Genomic DNA, 17,496 nt, shown 5'->3' with positions numbered 1-17,496 from the left:
GATAGGCCTTTAGCGAAGCGTGCTGCAGTATGGAAATGCCCATTTGCATCAAGAGACCGGCAATTGTCGTTTTTTTACTGAATTTTATTTACATAGAGGAAAGCTTGCGGTACTATAATTTTAATACGTAATTATGTAGTTACGTAAATTGATAAAAAGAGGTGCGAGAACAGCAATGACAACTTCACAGCCGAGGGATTACGGTGCAGAGCTGGACGCGTTAACTTCCCAAATGAACGAGCTTAGACGACTTGTTACTCAACTTGTGGGCGCACCCGCTTCAGGGAAAATGGAAATACCGAATGGAGCGCAAGTGCGTAGCGACGAGCTGGAGAGAGAGAACGGTGCGCTGGGCAGCCTTTTTTACTCCGGTCACTATCACGGGCAAAATCGTTTTAGATGGGACCCGCAGCAGCGCAGCGTGGAACAATTGTTGAATCTTGACAGCGACAAAGTTGCCAAAGTACTGGCAGCGCTGGCTCATAAGCAGCGGTTGGATATTTTAATGGCGGTCATGCGGGAGCCTTTGACGGGAGCTGAAATCGTGGAGCGGTTAAACATGGGGACGACCGGGCAGCTCTATCATCATACGAAAGCGCTGGTCAGCGCTGATTTACTCGTCCAGGAAGAGCGTGGCGGCAAGTATTCCTTGCCTCCGCATCGTTCGCTGCCCTTTTTGCTGCTGCTCGCCGCAGGTTCGGACCTGTTGGATGCCAGCGATTATATGGAACTGGCGGATGCCAGAAATGAGGCAGGGGCTTATTTGGCGGAAAAAAATGGCGAATATGATGCTCATCAGCTCCTCTGGTCGGTTATTGAGTACTCGATCATGGAGCACCAGGCTGGATTTTGCTCGGAGATCAATCTCATCCTGCATAGCGAGCGTAGAATTACCGTGTCCGATAACGGCCGGGGGATTCCGACATCAGCGCTTCCAGGTTCGGACAAAACGCCGGTTCAAGCCGTCCTCACTGCGCTGCCGCGGAACCCGAGCGCTTCAGTTACGGCTTCAGCTGGCTTGAAAGGCATCAACATGCCTGTCGTCAACGCACTCTCGCAGCAGCTCTCCGTTGAAATTCGCCGTAATGGCAAAATGTTCCGCCAAGACTATAAGCATGGCATCCCGCAAACCGAGCTGCTTGTCATCGGGACAACGGAGGAGACGGGAACGAGCATTACGTTGTTGCTGGATCCGGAAATTTTCCGCTCCGGCTTTGATCCGCATATCGTGAAGCAACATGCAGCCCAGTTGATTGCGAATTATCCGTCGCTGAGGATACAGGTTTTGCAGGGGACGCATAGCGACACATAGCAGCACGCCTCCATCCTGCAATTTGCGCCGGAGATGCAGCGATAATGAGCCTGTTGCGCAGTTAACCTGCAAAAGCGCTCCCGCGCAGGCAGCCCCGCCAGGCGCCCCCCTACGCCCCCGCCCAGTGTGCAGGGCGAGTGAGCGCCTGCGGCAGCTTCGTCTGCGCATCGCCCTTCGCCGCATTGAGCGCGAACGGCGTGAGAAACAAGCTCCCGCGCAGATCGGCCCCGCGCAGGTCGGCATCCCGCAGGTCGGCGCCGATCAGATCGGCGGCCCGCAAGTCGGCGCCCCGCAGGTCCGCCGCAATCAAATAAGCGCCGCGCAAGTTAGCGCAGCGCAGGTCGGCGCCCGCCAGCTTCGCTCCGATGAGGTCGGCGCCCCGGCGCAGCGCCCGCTGCTGCCGCCCACGAGCGCCCTCGCCCCGGCGGCGGGCATCCTTGCGGACCAACTCACTGGCCCGCAGCAGCAGTTCATTCACTTGCGCCCGCTGCTCGGCTGCGTCCAGTTCCCTGAGCGCTTCCGCGTCGAGCTGGGTCAGACGTTCCGTCTCCTCCAGCTTGGTGCGAAGCGCCTCATGAATCGGACGCGCTGGCTGCAGCGTCAGCGCTTCACGAATATACCACAGCAGCTCCTGCAGCTGCCGCATGATGGGGAAGACCTCGTACATCAGCCGGGCCGTCTCCGGCGCTTCCGCCCAATTGCGTCCCCCGAACGTAAGCTGCGAGACTTTTTGCCCTGCCCCAAAACAATCGTAAACCGTGCATCCACGGTATCCTTGTTGCCGGAGCCCCGTGTGAATGCCGCAGCGGAAATCCGCTTGCAGATGGTGGCAGGGCTTACCGGCCTCCTTATCGGCGGCAAAATCGGACGAGGCCGCAAAAGGCAGTGCGACGCAGCATAACCCAAAGCAGCTGCTGCAATCCGCCTGCAAATCATTTCTATCCATTGAGCGTTTCTCCCATCCTACATCATCATGATTCAACAGTAATCAGGCGATGGCTCTGGAAGCTAGATAATTTTTTACTATAATCATTCTTTATAAGTACCTTAATTTTCAGACAATCCTTGAAAAGAACCGGGTTTGTATGGGACAATGGGACAGAAGCACAATTTTCCATAGCATATGTGGAAGTTGATGAGGGAGGATGGAAACGAAGATGAAAACGATTAAGCTGGGCACCAGCTCATTAGAGGTCCCTGTCATTGCAGTAGGCTGCATGCGCATCAACTCGCTCGACAGCAAACAGGCGGAGCAATTCGTGCAAACGTCGCTGGAGCTGGGAGCTAATTTTTTTGACCACGCAGATATTTACGGCGGGGGGAAATGTGAGGAAATTTTCGCTGACGCCATCCATATGAACGATGACATTCGCGAGAAAATCATTCTGCAATCCAAATGCGGCATCCGCAAAGGCATGTTCGATTTTTCCAAAGAGCATATTTTGGAGTCAGTTGACAATATTTTAAAACGGTTAAAAACCGATTATTTGGACATTCTATTGCTGCATCGTCCGGATGCGCTGGTCGAGCCTGAAGAGGTGGCTGAGGCGTTCGATCTGTTGGAGAGCACCGGCAAAGTTCGGCATTTCGGCGTTTCCAACCAGAATCCGATGCAGATTCAGCTGTTGAAGAAATACGTGAAGCAGCCGATTGTGGCCAACCAGCTGCAGCTTAGCATCACAAATGCGAACATGATTTCCAATGGCATCAACGTTAACATGGAAAATGAATCGGCCGTTAACCGTGATGGCAGCATTTTGGATTTCTGCAGACTGCATGATATTACCGTTCAGCCTTGGTCGCCTTTCCAATACGGCTTCTTTGAAGGCGTTTTCCTAGATAACGACAAGTTCCCGGTATTGAATGAGAAGATCAATGAAATTGCGGCCAAATACGAAGTCAGCAATACGACGATCGCGATTGCCTGGCTGCTTCGCCACCCTGCGCGCATGCAACCGGTAACAGGCACGATGAATATCGAGCGTTTGCAAGATTGCATCAAAGCCGGCGACATCTACCTGACTCGCCAAGAATGGTATGAAATCTACCGTGCTGCGGGCAACGTGCTGCCATAGATGAGCACGTTTCACCAAAAAAATCAGGCTGCCGAACTCGTTTCGGCAGCCTTTTTTATCATCACCTACTTGATTGTAAGGGGGAAGCATTGCTATAATCAAGTTTGTAAGTTTAATAAATAAACTAACTAGCTCATTTCGAAGGAGAATATGATATGGATAAACCGATTCAGCCTAAACAGCCATTAGTCACGCACATCTATACCGCAGACCCATCCGCACATGTTTTTGAAGGAAAAATCTACATTTATCCGTCGCACGACCTTGATCATGATGCACCTTCCAATGATAACGGCGACCAATACGCCATGGAAGATTATCATGTCCTGTCTCTCGACAACTTTAATTCTCCTTGCGTGGATCACGGCGAAGCACTGCATCTGCGAAATATCCCTTGGGCTAGTCAGCAATTGTGGGCTCCGGACGCAGCCTATAAAAATAACAAATACTATCTGTTCTTCCCAGCGCGGGATAAAGATCTTATTTTCCGCATTGGCGTAGCGACAAGCTCTTCGCCATCCGGTCCTTTCACACCGGAAGAGAGCTATATTCCCGGCAGTTTCAGCATTGACCCTGCGGTATTCGTCGATGAGGACGGCAAGTCCTACATGTATTTCGGCGGCCTGTGGGGCGGTCAATTAGAGAAATGGCAGACGGGCTCTTTCGTCCCGGATGCAGAGGGGCCGGCATTAACAGCGCCAGCGCTTGGACCGCGTGTTGCCGAATTGTCGGACGATATGCTGACATTCAAAGATACGCCTCAAGAAATTTCGATCATCGATAAAGAGGGGAATCCGATTCTGGCCGGCGATGAGGACCGCAGATATTTTGAAGGTCCTTGGGTACATAAATACAAGGATACCTACTACCTGTCCTACTCCACGGGTACGACACATTGCCTGGTTTACGCCACTAGCAAAAATCCGCAAGGCCCGTTCGTTTTCCAAGGAACGATTTTGACACCGGTGATCGGCTGGACGACGCACCATTCCATCGTTGAGTTTGAGAATAAATGGTATTTATTCTATCATGACTGTTCGCTGTCCAATGGCGTAAATCACAAGCGCTCTGTTAAATACGCGGAACTTTTCTACAATGAAGACGGTACTATTCAAACGATTGATCCTTATAAAGATTAAGCCTATCTTACTGACAAAGCAGCTGCCAGCTCCGGACGTACCAAGTCTGGGTTGCGGCTGTTTTTTTTATTCATTTGTACGAAAATACATGGATTGCGCACGACCATCTATGTCGCATTCGATATTTTTAGCCTACACTGGACTTAGATGCAGTAAGGATTTTCCGAATGGACAATGAGAATGGGGGCGTGCAGGAACATGATGATCAAAGTGGGAAGCCGTGAATTGGAGCTGGGCGGAGAACACCTGACGGAGCTGAGAAGCTCGAACGATATCAAGCATGATGTGCAGGCGCTGCGCGAAAGGTTGCAGGAGGACGGATATCTGCTCCTTCGCGGATTCCATGACCGGGCGCAGGTGCTGGAGGCGCGCAGGAGCATTCTTGAGAAGATGGACCGGATGGGCAAGCTGGACCGGGATACTTTGCTGGAGGAAGGCGTCATGGCTGACGGCAGCAAAAGCATTTTCATGGGCGGCACCAATGAGGATCTGCCTGCGCTGCTGAATGTATTGAACGGCGGGCATATTATGGGCTTATTCGATGAGCTGCTGGACGAACCGTCCTTGACGTATCATTACAAATGGCTGCGTGCGGTCGGCAAAGGGGATTTTACCGGGGCCCACTATGACATCGTTTATATGGGCAGGGGGACGCATCATGTCTATACGGTGTGGTCGCCGCTCGGAGATATATCTTATGAAATGGGCGGGTTGGCGATCTGCCTTGGGTCGCACCGTTTTGAAGAGCTGAAACGCTCCTACGGCTCCAAAGATTCGGACCGCGACGGCATCGGTCACTATACGGATGACCCGCTGGTCATCACCGAGAAATTCGGCGGGCAGTGGGCAACGACAACGTTTGAAGCCGGGGATGTGCTGATTTTTGGCATGTTCCTGATGCATTGCTCGCTGGAAAATACGACGAATCAGTACCGGCTCAGCGTGGATGCGAGGTATCAATCGGCCAATGAGCAGGTGGATGAGAGATGGAGCGGGAAGAAGCCGCGGGGCCATTTTCGATAGAGCGGTCGGTTCTCCTAGTCGGTCGACGGGGCGCTGCTCCTGGAGCGGCGGTATTCCTTCGGGGATAGACTGCTATGCTTTTTGAACAATCGGGAGAAATGAAATTCATCATAAAAATGCAGGGCAGCCGCAATTTCCTTCACGGATAAGCGGGTCATCTCCAGCGACGCCTTGGCCGACTCCAGCTTTAAGCGGAGCATGTAAGCGCTCGGGGAGAGCCCTGTCATGGCGCGAAATCGCGCAAAAAAGGCCGTCCGCGACAACCCGCACATCTGCAGCATATCTTCGACTCTGATGGGCTTTCCAATGTTTTTGTGCATGTAAAATAGAACAACGTCCAGCTCCGGATAGCGGGTGAGCGCCGCAGTTGATTGCTCACGGGCGAAGACAAGCAGCAGCTCTTGCAACAAAATGTCGGCGGAATAGGCATACCCTGCGGGCTGCACGATCAAGTTGTCGATCAAGCGCTCGCAAAGTTGGATCGCTTCCGTCATTTTACCGGAGGCCGCGACCGTACCAACCGGCAGCTGCAAGTGCTGGATCATCGCCAGGCTGCTGAAATCGAGGAAGTAAAACTTCCAATTATTTTCCAAGCAGTGGTAGGTGCTGGGCACCGCATCGGACACGATAATAAATGTGCCTGCAGACAGCTCGTACCGTTTGCCTGCCAGCGTTAGCGCGCCTTGGCCTTCATAAGTCAGAAACAGGCCCGGGGCTTGAAAACCCTCGGCTTTGTTGACCTGATAAGCGTCATTAGCCTGTACTTTCCAGATGGATCCGAACCGGCAAGGCGAAACAGTCGGCTGTTCCTTGATCTCGTATGGAATATTCATGTACGACACGGCTTATCCACTTCCTTTGTAATGCAGTTGGTTCTACTATACCTGATCCTGGCTCCAAAGTAATGCAAAAGCTGAGCGCAGCCCGCCGCATGGGGGACGCTCAGCTTTTTTGCGCGGGCGGGAGCTGCACCTATCCGACGCCTTAATCTCTGGCGGCTTCGTATATTTTTTGCGCCAGCATGGCCGGATTCGTCTTCGCCGTGGAAAAGTGATCGCCATGCCCGGTGATGAGGCGGTACGTGCCTAAGCGGCTGGACATATGGGGATGCCAGCCATAGCCCTCAGCCTGCGGTACGGCGTTGTCATCCGTGAAGTAAACATAACTTTTGGGCAGCTCCAGATTGTAAAATCGTTTGAGATCGAGCTTCTCGAATAAGGGCTTCGCCGGTTCCGGCGATACTTGGTTGTATAAGCGCTGCGCCAAGTCCAAAGGAGCCAAATTAACAAAGGTGTCGCGGAACGCAGGGAACGGCAGCATGATTGTGTCATCCTTCGAGGCGGCACGTAATTGCTCAAACCCTTGGCGCATGGCAGGCGGGAATTGATCGGCGAGGCTCTGACCGTCCGGCAGCACGAAGGCGTCCCAGAAGACGAGCCGCTTGATGCGTTCCGGTACCAGCTCGGCAACCTTCTGCACGACGCTTCCACCGAAGCTGTGGCCAACGAGTATGATGCCGTGCAGGTTGTGCGAAGTGATGTAGTCCGCGACGGACTTGCTAATCATGGCGTGCGTAACGGCCTTGTTCGGATCAGGGCCATGCCCGGGGTATTCGGGGACATAGACCGTATGCCCCTTTTTGCGTAATTCAGCCGCCACGCCGTCCCAGAAGGATGTATCGGCCCAGGACCCGTGAACGAGCACGAAGGTAAGCGGCGGCTGCTTCGCGCGCGGGTCGTTGGCGAAAGCGGCAGACCAAGGCGCCGCACCAGGAAAGTAACCCGCTTGCTGTGCATACGGTGGGTAGCTGTAGTAGTCCCAGCGCATGCCCATTGTGGCGGGATAGAAGTAAGGCCAGGAGGCAGAGGGGGCCAAAGCGGGTTTAGCTTCTTGCTCATTAGGGTTCATATAACGATTCCTTTCGCTAATCGGTTATATCATCATATGCCTAGTACGGGGGGAGCGTTAACGGCGGTGATGGATAATCTTCCTGATTATGGTAGAATGAATGAGAGAGTGATATAGGCAGGAGTGGACGTCATGATTATTATGCTTAATGGCGCTTTTGGCGCAGGGAAGACAACGACCGCAGAGCGGCTGCATCGATCCCTCCCTGACAGTATGATCTTCGACCCAGAGGAAATAGGCTGCATGCTTCGTAAGTTGATCCCTGAGGAAGTCAGGGCAGTGGAAGAACGAACGGACGATTTCCAAGATTTGGCTTTATGGCGCATTGTCACTGTCCAAATCGCAGCTGAGCTGAAGCAGCATTACAATAAACATCTGATCGTTCCGATGACGATCTATAAGCAGCTTAATTTTGATTATATTTGTTATGGCTTTAAAGCGATTGATCCAGATTGTTACCACTTTTGTCTAACAGCCTCAGCAGAAACGCTATACAAACGATTAACACAACGCGGCGATGCGATTGGCGGGTGGTCCTTTCAGCGGGTAGAGACGTGCGTGCGAGCGTTTGAAAGCAGCCGGTTCGAAGAAAAAATAGTGACAGATGCTATGACGACGGAAGAAATCATTCATCATATTTTGGCCAAAACCTCATTATCGATTTAGGAGGATCATCCATGAATCCGATTACGAATCAAATTGGCACTGTGTTCATTCCGGTGCGCGATGTGGAGAAGGCGAGAGACTGGTATTGCAACCTGCTGGGCTTACCGAACGACGGGGAGATTTTTTTCGGACATCTGTATGTGCTGCCGATGAACGGAACGAGCGTTGTCCTGGACAGCAAAATTTTTGCGCCGGATCATTTATTTAAAGCGCCGGCCTTCCATTTTAATACAGCTGATATAGAGGCGGCATATCAATGGCTGCAAGAGAAGCAGGTGGAGCTGGTAACGGGGATTGAACACAATCATTGGATCAATTTTAAAGATCCTGACGGCAACGTGTTGATGGTTTGCAAGTGTTAGTTGGGGCAGGTAGAGACATCCATTTGGAAAGCGCCTAAAGTATAGTAAAATAGGGATATTGCATGGAAATTGACCCCTAACCAAGGAGATCCTTATGTGCCGAAATATTAAAACGCTCCATAACTTCGAGCCCCCGGCTACGAACGATGAAGTGCGGGCGGCTGCGCTCCAATTCGTGCGCAAGCTCTCCGGCTTCAACGCCCCGTCCAAAGCGAACGAAGCCGCATTCCAGCTTGCCGTCGATGAAGTGGCTGCCGCGGCCCGGCAGCTGCTGGACTCGCTCGTCACGAATGCCGAGCCGCGTAACCGCGAAGTCGAGCAGGAACGTGCCCGTCTGCGCAATGCCCAGCGATTCGGAACGAACCGCGACAACGTATGACAGAAGCCGTCCTCTCTTATGGGGGACGGCTTGTTTAATGGGGCGGGACCGCTGCGGGAGTTTTGATGGGCTAGTGCGCGTGTAAGGTGCTGCAGTCCGCATTTGCCCAATTGGAGAGTGACTGAGTTGTAGTGAGCGTGTTGCAGTCCGATTTTGCCCAATTGGAGAGTGACTGACTTGTAGTGAGCGTGCTGCAGTTCGATTTTACCCAATTGGAGAGTGACTGACTTGTAGTGAGCGTGTTGCAGTTCGATTTTGCCCAATTGGAGAGTGACTGACTTGTAGTGCGCGTGTAAGGTGCTGCAGTCCGCATTTGCCCAATTGGAGAGTGACTGACTTGTAGTGAGCGTGCTGCAGTCCGATTTTGCCCAATTGGAGAGTGACTGACTTGTAGTGAGCGTGTTGCAGTCCGATTTTGCCCAATTGGAGAGTGACTGACTTGTAGTGAGCGTGCTGCAGTTCGATTTTGCCCAATTGGAGAGTGACTGACTTGTAGTGAGCGTGCTGCAGTTCGATTTTACCCAATTGGAGAATGACTGACTTGTAGTGAGCGTGCTGCAGTTCGATTTTGCCCAATTGGAGAGTGACTGACTTGTAGTGAGCGTGCTGCAGTTCGATTTTGCCCAATTGGAGAGTGACTGACTTGTAGTGAGCGTGCTGCAGTTCGATTTTACCCAATTAGAGCGGAGGGAAAGGTAGTGTCGAGGAGAAAATGTGTTTTTAAGTGGGCAATTTCGGACTAGAGAAGCCTAGGCTGTCGAGATGACCGCTGTAAGTGGGCATAATCCAACTAGAGTAAACTTGTGGCTCGAATTGAAGCAACAAAAGCCCCTGCCACAAAAAAATGAGGGTGTCCCTCTGCCAATATTTTGGCTTGTGGGACTCCCTCGGCAAAAATCACGCCACAATCGCAGGATAAGCAAAGAGGCTGTTCCCCTGTCATCTTAGATGACTTGTAGGACAGCCTCTTTTTGTAATTAAAATACTTTCGTCGTCCAGGACTCACAGTTCCATGTCTCTGTCACGACGTCACGGTAAAATTCCGGTTCGTGGGAGATCAGCAGGATGCTGCCTTTGTACGCTTTTAGCGCGCGCTTCAGCTCATCCTTCGCATCGACATCCAAGTGGTTGGTCGGCTCGTCGAAGACGAGCAAGTTCGACTCGCGGTTAATCAGCTTGCACAGGCGGACTTTCGCCTTCTCGCCACCGCTGAGCACTTGAATCTTACTTTCGATGTGCTTCGTCGTCAGACCGCATTTGGCCAGCGCCGCGCGCACTTCGAATTGCGTAAAAGATGGGAATTCCTTCCAAATTTCCTCGATACATGTGTTGTAGTTGGCATCTTTAGCTTCCTGCTCAAAGTAGCCGATTTGCAGCAAATCCCCAAGCTGCACGGAGCCGGAGAGCGCTTTGATCTCGCCCAAAATGCTGCGCAGCAGCGTCGTTTTACCGATCCCGTTGGCGCCGACCAGGGCAATCTTCTGACCGCGCTCCATGCGCAGGCTCAGCGGTCTGGATAACGGCTCATCGTAACCGATGACCAGATCTTTCGTTTCAAAAATCAGCTTGCCGCTCGTGCGGCCTTCTTTGAAGTTGAATTGCGGCTTCGGCTTCTCTTTGGCCAGCTCGATGACTTCCATCTTGTCGAGCTTCTTCTGTCTGGACATCGCCATATTCCGCGTCGCTACGCTCGCTTTGTTGCGGGCGACGAAGTCTTTCAAATCCGCGATTTCCTGCTGCTGGCGCTTATAGGCGGATTCGAGCTGCTGTTTCTTCATTTCATATACTTGCTGGAAATGTTCGTAATCGCCGACATAGCGGTTCAGCTCTTGATTCTCCATGTGGTAGATCAAGTTGATGACGCTGTTCAGGAACGGAATGTCGTGCGAGATCAGAATGAAGGCATTCTCGTACTCTTGCAAGTAACGCTTCAGCCATTCAATATGCTGTTCGTCGAGATAGTTCGTCGGCTCGTCGAGGAGCAGGACGTCCGGTTTTTCGAGCAGCAGCTTGGCCAGCAGCACTTTGGTCCGCTGTCCGCCGCTAAGCTCATTGACGTCTTTCTCCAGACCGATGTCAGTAAGTCCCAGACCGCGGGCGGTCTCTTCGACTTTGGCATCGATCATGTAAAAGTCCTGACTTGTCAGCGTATCTTGAATCGTGCCGACATCTTCCAGCAGGCGCTCCAGCTCTTCCGGAGTCACTTCGCCCATTTTGCCGTACATGTCGTTCATCTCTTGTTCCATATCGAACAAGTATTGGAAGGCGCCCTTCAGGACGTCACGGATCGTCATGCCTTTGGACAGCACAGCGTGTTGGTCGAGATAACCGACGCGCATGCGCTTGGACCATTCGACTTTCCCGTCGTCTGGCTGCAGCTTGCCTGTAATGATGTTCATGAAAGTGGACTTGCCTTCGCCATTGGCGCCGATGAGTCCGATGTGCTCGCCCTTAAGCAGGCGGAAAGACACGTCATTGAAGATCGCCCGATCTCCGAAGCCGTGGCTCAGTCGTTCTACATTTAATATGCTCATTGAATGACACCTTTTCTTTTATACTTTTTCTCGCTTTATTATAAGCGTTAAGTGATGAAAAACTCAATGGTGAAGAATGCTTATGAAAATCGCCAAACGCGGTTATTGCTTGTAAGCACGTTTATAGCGATCCATAATTCGTTTCTCCACGCCTCTATGCAGCACGGAGAGTTCACTTTTAACCGAAGCATAGGTATCGTCACTCATTGTGTACGCAGGGGCCTCATCGGCTAATGCATCGATGTAGTTGATCCGAAAGCTCGTAGGCGGATGGGTGCCGTCCAGTCTTGCATGCTCCAATCGTGCGATTCTTTGGATTCGTTCAAGCTCTTTGGCCGGTATGCTGGTAAATTGCTCCGCCAAATCCGCGAAGAGCTGGCCCTCCCGTTGTGTATTCATCGCCTTGAGGATGGTAAATTCAAACGTCTTATAGAGATGCAATTTGTCCAGAAGCGATTGCACGGCATGTTTCCCTGCGGCGGTGGCGGCGAGCTGGTCGGCTAAATACTCGGCACGCTGAGCGTCGCGCCAATTCAAATGGCCCAAGATGTACAGGAACAAATAAATGATTTTAGATAGGACATATAACAGCAGATCGACGATGATCGTGAAAATCGAACTTTTGCCCGATCTGTCAGGCTGCGTGATGTCGTACCACCAAGACAGCGTTCTAACAGCAGAACCAAACCAAAGGTTTCTATTCAGATCGCCATTGACGCCATGGGCAATTTCGTGGGAGAAGAGCGCGACCGTTTCTTCTTTATTGATAACCGTCAATAATGGCAGTCCTAAGTAAAGGATTTTGCGTTGTTTCCAGCCCACTTGCGAGAAAGAAGCATTGTATTTTTCATCAATAAAAATGCCATGGATCTTGTCGGCGTGAAGGACGTCAGAGAGCTCATCGGCGAGTTTATACAAATGGGGAAAGGATTCCCGGGGAAGCGGTTTTTGCCGCAATCTTTCCAGTCTAGGGAACGTGAACCAGGCCAACACGACAAGTGAAATGCCGAGAATGATAAACAGAATGTTGGGAAAGTCGTTTTGGATTAAAAAGCAGCCGAAAATGAAAAAAACCAAGCTGGCGATATGAACCAAGGAGGCGGCAAGCAGGGTAAAAAGCTTCAAGTAAGAAAATTTGACAGTTTGCGAGCCTTCCTTTTGAAGGAGGGAATCCAAAATCTGCTTGTTTGATTTTTCGCCGGCTTTTAAATAGATTCTCTCAAATATATTTACAGGCTGATAAGGTTCGGGCGCTTGCAGATTCCAATTACACTTTTCACACCAAGTCACATAGCCTTTGACTACCGAGATCTCATGGCTGCAAGCAGGACAAATGACATTCGTTTCAGGTACTGTCGCAATATTCATCAACCCAGATCTTCCTCCTAAATTTTGTAATATGAAAATAGTAACATGAAAGAATTGGAATGTAAGTAGATGCCAAACATTTTTTCGCACGCATCTGGCATAAATTTCAATCCGCCGATGCAGGAGATTCCCTTATCCAAGCCGAAAGACTGGGGATGACATTCATCGATCATGGACCACCGAGAGGAGCTAACACACGTGAGTGAGAAAAACTTGCTTTTAGAAGCATTTGGCCAAACCGCCTATCAATTGTCCGGCAACCGCAAAAGGAACCTGCAAGTGCTGAAGGACGCTCTGGACCCACTGGATGGGAATCTGGCGAGCGATCAATATGGAACAGGCAAGCTGATTGAAGAGTTCCAGCAGAAGATGGCGGCGTTTCTCGGCAAAGAAAGCGCTGTGTTTTTCCCAAGCGGCACGATGGCGCAGCAAATCGCCTTGCGCATCTGGTGCGATGAAGCGGGCATCAAGAAAGTCGCCTATCACCCGCTGAGCCACCTCGAAATCCACGAGGAAAATGGCCTCAAGGAGCTGCATCAGATCGAATCCGTGCTGCTGGCCGATACGAACCGGACGATCGTTCTGGACGATGTGCTCGGCATGAAGGAGCAAGTCGCTTGCCTGCTGTTGGAGCTGCCGCAGCGCGAGATTGGCGGCGTGTTGCCGCCTTATGAGGATCTGGAGGCGATCTCCGCTCACTGCCGCAAGCAAGGGATCAAGCTGCACTTGGACGGTGCCAGACTTTTGGAAATTTTACCTTATTATCAAAAAACGGCCGCAGAGCTTTGCAGCCTTTTTGACAGCGTATATATGTCGTTCTACAAAGGAATCGGCGGCGTCGCAGGCGCTATTCTTGCCGGCAGCGAAGCTTTCACGAAAGTCTCGAAAGTGTGGAAAAGACGTCATGGCGGGGACTTGATCAGCTTATACCCGTACATCGTTAGCGCGGATTACTACTTTGAACAGCGAGCGCATAAAATGGAGCAGTATTACACAGATGCGGTAGAGCTGGCGGGCTATTTCAACGGCTGCCACGCGGTGGAAACGAAGCCGCAGGTGCCTGTCAGCAACATGTTCCATGTTCACTTCGCTTGGCCCAAAGAGCAGGTTGAGCCCGTGCTCATCCAGATCTCGCAGCAAACGGGAATCGGATTTACCCATTATTTGCGTCCTGCTAGGGAAAGCGATTCAAGCTGCTACTATGAAATCAGCATCGGAGATTTGTACGCGAACATTCCGCAAGATCAGCTTCGCGCAGCCTTCCAAATGCTGGATAATGCCATGAGAGCAGGCAGCGAAGGGAAGTAGAGCCATGGCGGCGAAACGATGGCTTCACAAATTAGGCTTGCAGATGAGTCCAGAAACCGAACACAACGTTAATTGCGACTTGGCTGCCGCACTCTTATTCAGTGTATTTAATGTCGTGTTCAATCAGTTCTATGTTGTCCTGGCGATTCAGCAGGGGGCGACGAATTTGGAAGTCGGCCTATTAGCGGCTGCGCCCGCGATTGGGCTATTGTTTTCGCCGATCTGGGCGGGTTGGATTGAACAATCACGCTCAGGCCCGAAACCTTTTGTCATCTTGCCGAATCTGATTGGCCGAATCCTGCTGCTCTTTCCGGCATGGTTCGGTACGCCTGCCGTATATGTGGCGACGGCCCTGGTCTTTCAATTGCTGATGGGCATTCAGGCCCCGGCCTATGCGGCTCTGGTGACCCGGATGTACCAGCCTGAGCTGCGAGGCAGGCTGATGGGCTACGTACGGGTCGGCATGGGCGTGCTGATGATCCCGCTGGCTTATGCCATCGGATTATGGACGGATTATGCCGGGGCGGCGGGTCCGCTGATTGCAGCTGCCGTGACCGGCGTATTATCCATCCTTGCTCTAGCTAAAGTCAAGGAAATCGCTTCTGCACGGACGACAGCTTCGCGGAAGTCGTCTTTCAGGGAGCAGCTGGGCCTGGTCAGACACCACCGGGAGCTGATTGTCTTTTTTACGGCGACGACATTGACGGGGTTCGGCAACATTTTGGCCATACCGTTATATCAGATTATTCAGGTCAAAGAACTGCAATTAAACAATATGGAAATTGGCGTTGCCCGCATATGCTATTACGTATGTTTATTAACAGCGTATTTCATCGTCGGCTGGGCGATCGACCGGTTCTCGGCGAAGCAGACGCTGATTTACGGCTTAGGCGCGTACTCCGTGGTGCCGCTGCTGTACGGTGTATTCGGTAATTATCCGGCGGTGCTGATCGGCAGCGGCGTTCAAGGGATTGGCGATGCCATTTGGGATATCGGCATTCTGGCTTATGTGTTCAAGGTGGTGCCCGGCCGGGAGGCGGTCGTTTTCGGCTTGCATCTGATGCTGTTCGGCATTCGCGGTTCGTTCGCCCCGTTAATCAGCACGGGCTTAACGAGCTATGTGCCGATTAACATGCTGCTGCTGGCGGCGGCATTGTGCGGTTTTATGGGCATGGCGGCATTTTTGCTGCAAAAACGGGGCAGGGGAGCGGCCCTAAGTGAACAAAGACCTGAGGCGATGTAACTTGCCTCAGGTCTTTGTGTTAGGGGAGCTGCACAGAAGCGCGGTATAAGCGACTGTCCCAGTCGACTTTGCTGTGGAGCGCTTCCGCTACGAAGCGCAGCGGTACGTACATCCGGCTGTCCGCCATAATTTGCAGCGGAACGGGGACCGTAACGGATTTGCCGTTAACCGTTGCGACGGAGCTTCCATCCTGCAGCTTCAGCGTGACGCCGGCGCTCGTAATCGTCGCCGTCCGCGTACCCGCATCCCATTGGAAGCCTGCGTTCAGCGCGGCAATGAACGGGCGGATGGGGACCACGGTCGTATCTTGAACAATCGTACCTGTGTAATCCTTCACATAGTTTCCATTAATCGCGAGCTGTACTTTAGGCTTCTCCAGCTTCCGCACCACGAGCGCGTTGCTCAGCTCACGTCCTGGCGCAGTCATCATCGTGCCGTTGGCGTATAGCCCCGAGCTTGAGCCGCCATCCATATTCATCGCTTCCTTCAATTGCAGCGTTGCGGCGATTGCCGCCAGCTGGGACAGGGTAGCGTTCGGTACGGTACCCATCACAAGCCGATCTGCGCTATCGATGCCGATGAAGCTTCGGGCAGCGGACGCTTGCGTCACTTTCGGGTCGGAGAAGCCGTCGCGCGCCGTATCGAGATCGACTGCGCCGCCAGTCACCAGCTTTGGCCCGACGCCGATTGCGGCGAGCCAGGTTGGGGCATCCAGCTGGCTGCCCCCTTCGCCTTGCGCTTGCAGCGCTTTCGTAACGCGATCGCCTACGTCGAGATTCGGCAGGACATGCTGCCGGTTGTTGGCGCTGTTGCCGACGAACAGCACATAGCCGTCCGCAGGCACCTGCACGGAATCTTCCGTGATGCGGGTAATTCGGTCATCTTCGATAACGACTTTCGTCCCGTTCGGGAAGCCGATCCAGCGGCCAAAAGCCGGCGTGTACCAGACGATTTGGTCGGTGCTGCTTTCCCCGTAATATTTATTGATGCCCCACGGTTGAATCGGATACGTACCGCCGCCTTCACTCACTTGAAGCGCGATGTTGAGGGTCACGGACTGAATGTCCGGCACCTTGTCCTTGTTCAGGAAAAAGGTCTGATTTTCCCCCGAGTACATGGCTTCCCCTGAGCTCAGCAAGGCCCCGTTCGGATAACGGCTGTAAGGATCGGACTCGTATGCATTAAAAAAAGTGCCGTTAATGGCGGCAACAGCGTGTTCGCGATCGATGATTGACGGAAGTGGCGCGTCATGGCCGATGCCGCCGTCTGCAACAGCAGGGGCGAGCTCCAGCGTGGGATCCGTGAGATCAACCGTGACAACGTTGACATTGAAGTTTTTGCCTTGCGCATAAACCAGCTTGGTTGCAGCGCTCACGGACGGGGAGTATGCTGCCGAAGCCGGTGTGCCGCCGGTCATCATCGACGCCGCAAGCAGCAGGGCGGCGCTGGACTTGATGAGTTGTCGTGAAATCATGCTTGTGTCTCCTTCGATATTCAGGGTACGGGAATCCAATTCGGTCTACCTATATCATTCGGAAACAGCCTAGTGATTTTGAAGGGCAGCTTGCTAGGTTGATATATCCAGTGTGACCGCAGCCATCACGATCTGACGCCCAACAGGCCGCCCTGGGGACATCGTCGGATGTCACGGGGCAGCCTGTTGGGCTTTAGTCCGATTTGCCGGCTTGCAGCGGCGGATTTGGCGATGAGGGCAGCCGTAGTCCGGAAAAACCCACTTGCAGCAGTTGTTTCGCTCGGGTAGCCGCATAAAGCTCGCTGCAAGTGGGTGGAATCGGACTGCGGCGCTCGGCGGGCCGCTCATGGCTGCTGCAGTTGGGCAAAACCGGACTGCAGCGGTAGTGTTCGCGCGCGAGGGGCCGCCTAGCCCCGCCTAGCCCCGCCGTCCGCACGTGTCCGAGGCGGACTTTTTGCGCTAGTCCGATTTTGCCGGCTTGCAGCAGCGGATTTGGCGATGAGGGCAGCCGTAGTCCGGAAAAACCCACTTGCAGCGGTTGTTTCACTCGGGTAGCCGCATAAAGCTCGCTGCAAGTGGGTGAAATCGGACTGCGGCGCTCGGCGGGCCACTCATGGCTGCTGCAGTTGGGCAAAACCGGACTGCAGCGGTAGTGTTCGCGCGCGAGGGGCCGCCTAGCCCCGCCTAGCCCCGCCGTCCGCACGT

16 protein-coding genes are annotated in these 17,496 nt (G+C 52.8%); 9 read left to right on the top strand and 7 right to left on the bottom strand.

Annotation, left to right across the window (positions count from 1 at the left end):
* Positions 1–175: 175 nt before the first annotated feature.
* Positions 176–1,312, top strand: coding sequence for an ATP-binding protein (locus tag O9139_RS06650; protein WP_270878678.1), 1,137 nt, complete (start codon positions 176–178; stop codon positions 1,310–1,312).
* Between the two features lie 109 nt (positions 1,313–1,421).
* On the opposite strand, the gene O9139_RS06645 is transcribed toward O9139_RS06650, so the two are convergent.
* Positions 1,422–2,258: a pentapeptide repeat-containing protein gene (locus O9139_RS06645; RefSeq protein WP_270878677.1), complete on the bottom strand. Its 837-nt coding sequence runs from the start codon at positions 2,256–2,258 to the stop codon at positions 1,422–1,424.
* Between the two features lie 211 nt (positions 2,259–2,469).
* Here O9139_RS06645 and O9139_RS06640 point away from each other — a divergent pair, with 211 nt between their 5' ends.
* From O9139_RS06640 to O9139_RS06630, 3 genes are all read left to right on the top strand, one after another.
* On the top strand, positions 2,470–3,387 hold the full coding sequence (locus O9139_RS06640) for an aldo/keto reductase (RefSeq protein WP_270878676.1): 918 nt from the start codon (positions 2,470–2,472) through the stop codon (positions 3,385–3,387).
* A gap of 155 nt (positions 3,388–3,542) precedes the next feature.
* A complete protein-coding gene (locus O9139_RS06635; RefSeq protein WP_270878675.1) occupies positions 3,543–4,526 on the top strand; it encodes a glycoside hydrolase family 43 protein in 984 nt (327 codons plus the stop codon).
* 198 nt (positions 4,527–4,724) lie between these two features.
* Complete coding sequence (locus O9139_RS06630; protein WP_270878674.1) at positions 4,725–5,549, top strand: phytanoyl-CoA dioxygenase family protein; 825 nt, start codon at positions 4,725–4,727, stop codon at positions 5,547–5,549.
* Between the two features lie 14 nt (positions 5,550–5,563).
* Here O9139_RS06630 and O9139_RS06625 read toward each other — a convergent pair whose 3' ends face one another.
* Both O9139_RS06625 and O9139_RS06620 read right to left on the bottom strand, forming a co-directional pair.
* Positions 5,564–6,382: an AraC family transcriptional regulator gene (locus tag O9139_RS06625; RefSeq protein ID WP_270878799.1), complete on the bottom strand. Its 819-nt coding sequence runs from the start codon at positions 6,380–6,382 to the stop codon at positions 5,564–5,566.
* A 151-nt stretch (positions 6,383–6,533) separates the two neighbouring features.
* Positions 6,534–7,457 (bottom strand): alpha/beta fold hydrolase, encoded by a 924-nt coding sequence (locus O9139_RS06620; protein ID WP_270878673.1) that lies wholly within the window; start codon positions 7,455–7,457, stop codon positions 6,534–6,536.
* 132 nt (positions 7,458–7,589) lie between these two features.
* Here O9139_RS06620 and O9139_RS06615 point away from each other — a divergent pair, with 132 nt between their 5' ends.
* The 3 genes from O9139_RS06615 (at position 7,590) to O9139_RS06605 (ending at position 8,864) form a co-directional block, all read left to right on the top strand.
* Entirely contained in the window at positions 7,590–8,123 is a 534-nt protein-coding gene (locus O9139_RS06615; RefSeq protein ID WP_270878672.1) for an AAA family ATPase, read from the top strand.
* An 11-nt stretch (positions 8,124–8,134) separates the two neighbouring features.
* The gene (locus O9139_RS06610; protein WP_270878671.1) at positions 8,135–8,485 is read left to right on the top strand and encodes a VOC family protein; all 351 of its coding nucleotides are present in this window, start codon (positions 8,135–8,137) and stop codon (positions 8,483–8,485) included.
* Positions 8,486–8,579: 94 nt separating this feature from the next.
* Complete coding sequence (locus tag O9139_RS06605; protein ID WP_270878670.1) at positions 8,580–8,864, top strand: DUF2277 domain-containing protein; 285 nt, start codon at positions 8,580–8,582, stop codon at positions 8,862–8,864.
* Positions 8,865–9,841: 977 nt separating this feature from the next.
* Here O9139_RS06605 and O9139_RS06600 read toward each other — a convergent pair.
* Positions 9,842–11,398, bottom strand: a complete 1,557-nt coding sequence (locus O9139_RS06600) for an ABC-F family ATP-binding cassette domain-containing protein (RefSeq protein ID WP_270878669.1) — start codon at positions 11,396–11,398, stop codon at positions 9,842–9,844.
* A 102-nt stretch (positions 11,399–11,500) separates the two neighbouring features.
* On the bottom strand, positions 11,501–12,766 hold the full coding sequence (locus tag O9139_RS06595; protein WP_270878668.1) for a M48 family metallopeptidase: 1,266 nt from the start codon (positions 12,764–12,766) through the stop codon (positions 11,501–11,503).
* Between the two features lie 198 nt (positions 12,767–12,964).
* Here O9139_RS06595 and O9139_RS06590 point away from each other — a divergent pair, with 198 nt between their 5' ends.
* Positions 12,965–14,074, top strand: coding sequence for a threonine aldolase family protein (locus O9139_RS06590; RefSeq protein ID WP_270878667.1), 1,110 nt, complete (start codon positions 12,965–12,967; stop codon positions 14,072–14,074).
* 4 nt (positions 14,075–14,078) lie between these two features.
* Positions 14,079–15,317, top strand: coding sequence for an MFS transporter (locus O9139_RS06585; protein ID WP_270878666.1), 1,239 nt, complete (start codon positions 14,079–14,081; stop codon positions 15,315–15,317).
* A 19-nt stretch (positions 15,318–15,336) separates the two neighbouring features.
* On the opposite strand, the gene O9139_RS06580 is transcribed toward O9139_RS06585, so the two are convergent.
* Entirely contained in the window at positions 15,337–16,791 is a 1,455-nt protein-coding gene (locus tag O9139_RS06580; protein WP_270878665.1) for a stalk domain-containing protein, read from the bottom strand.
* 193 nt (positions 16,792–16,984) lie between these two features.
* Positions 16,985–17,496: hypothetical protein (locus O9139_RS06575; RefSeq protein WP_270878664.1), on the bottom strand; the 512-nt coding region annotated here is incomplete at its 5' end.

This window comes from Paenibacillus aestuarii (genome assembly GCF_027789125.1).
In the GTDB taxonomy this organism is placed as follows: domain Bacteria; phylum Bacillota; class Bacilli; order Paenibacillales; family NBRC-103111; genus Paenibacillus_E; species Paenibacillus_E aestuarii.
Note: the sequence above shows the minus strand (reverse complement) of the source record. Positions and strands in the feature narration are given on the sequence as shown.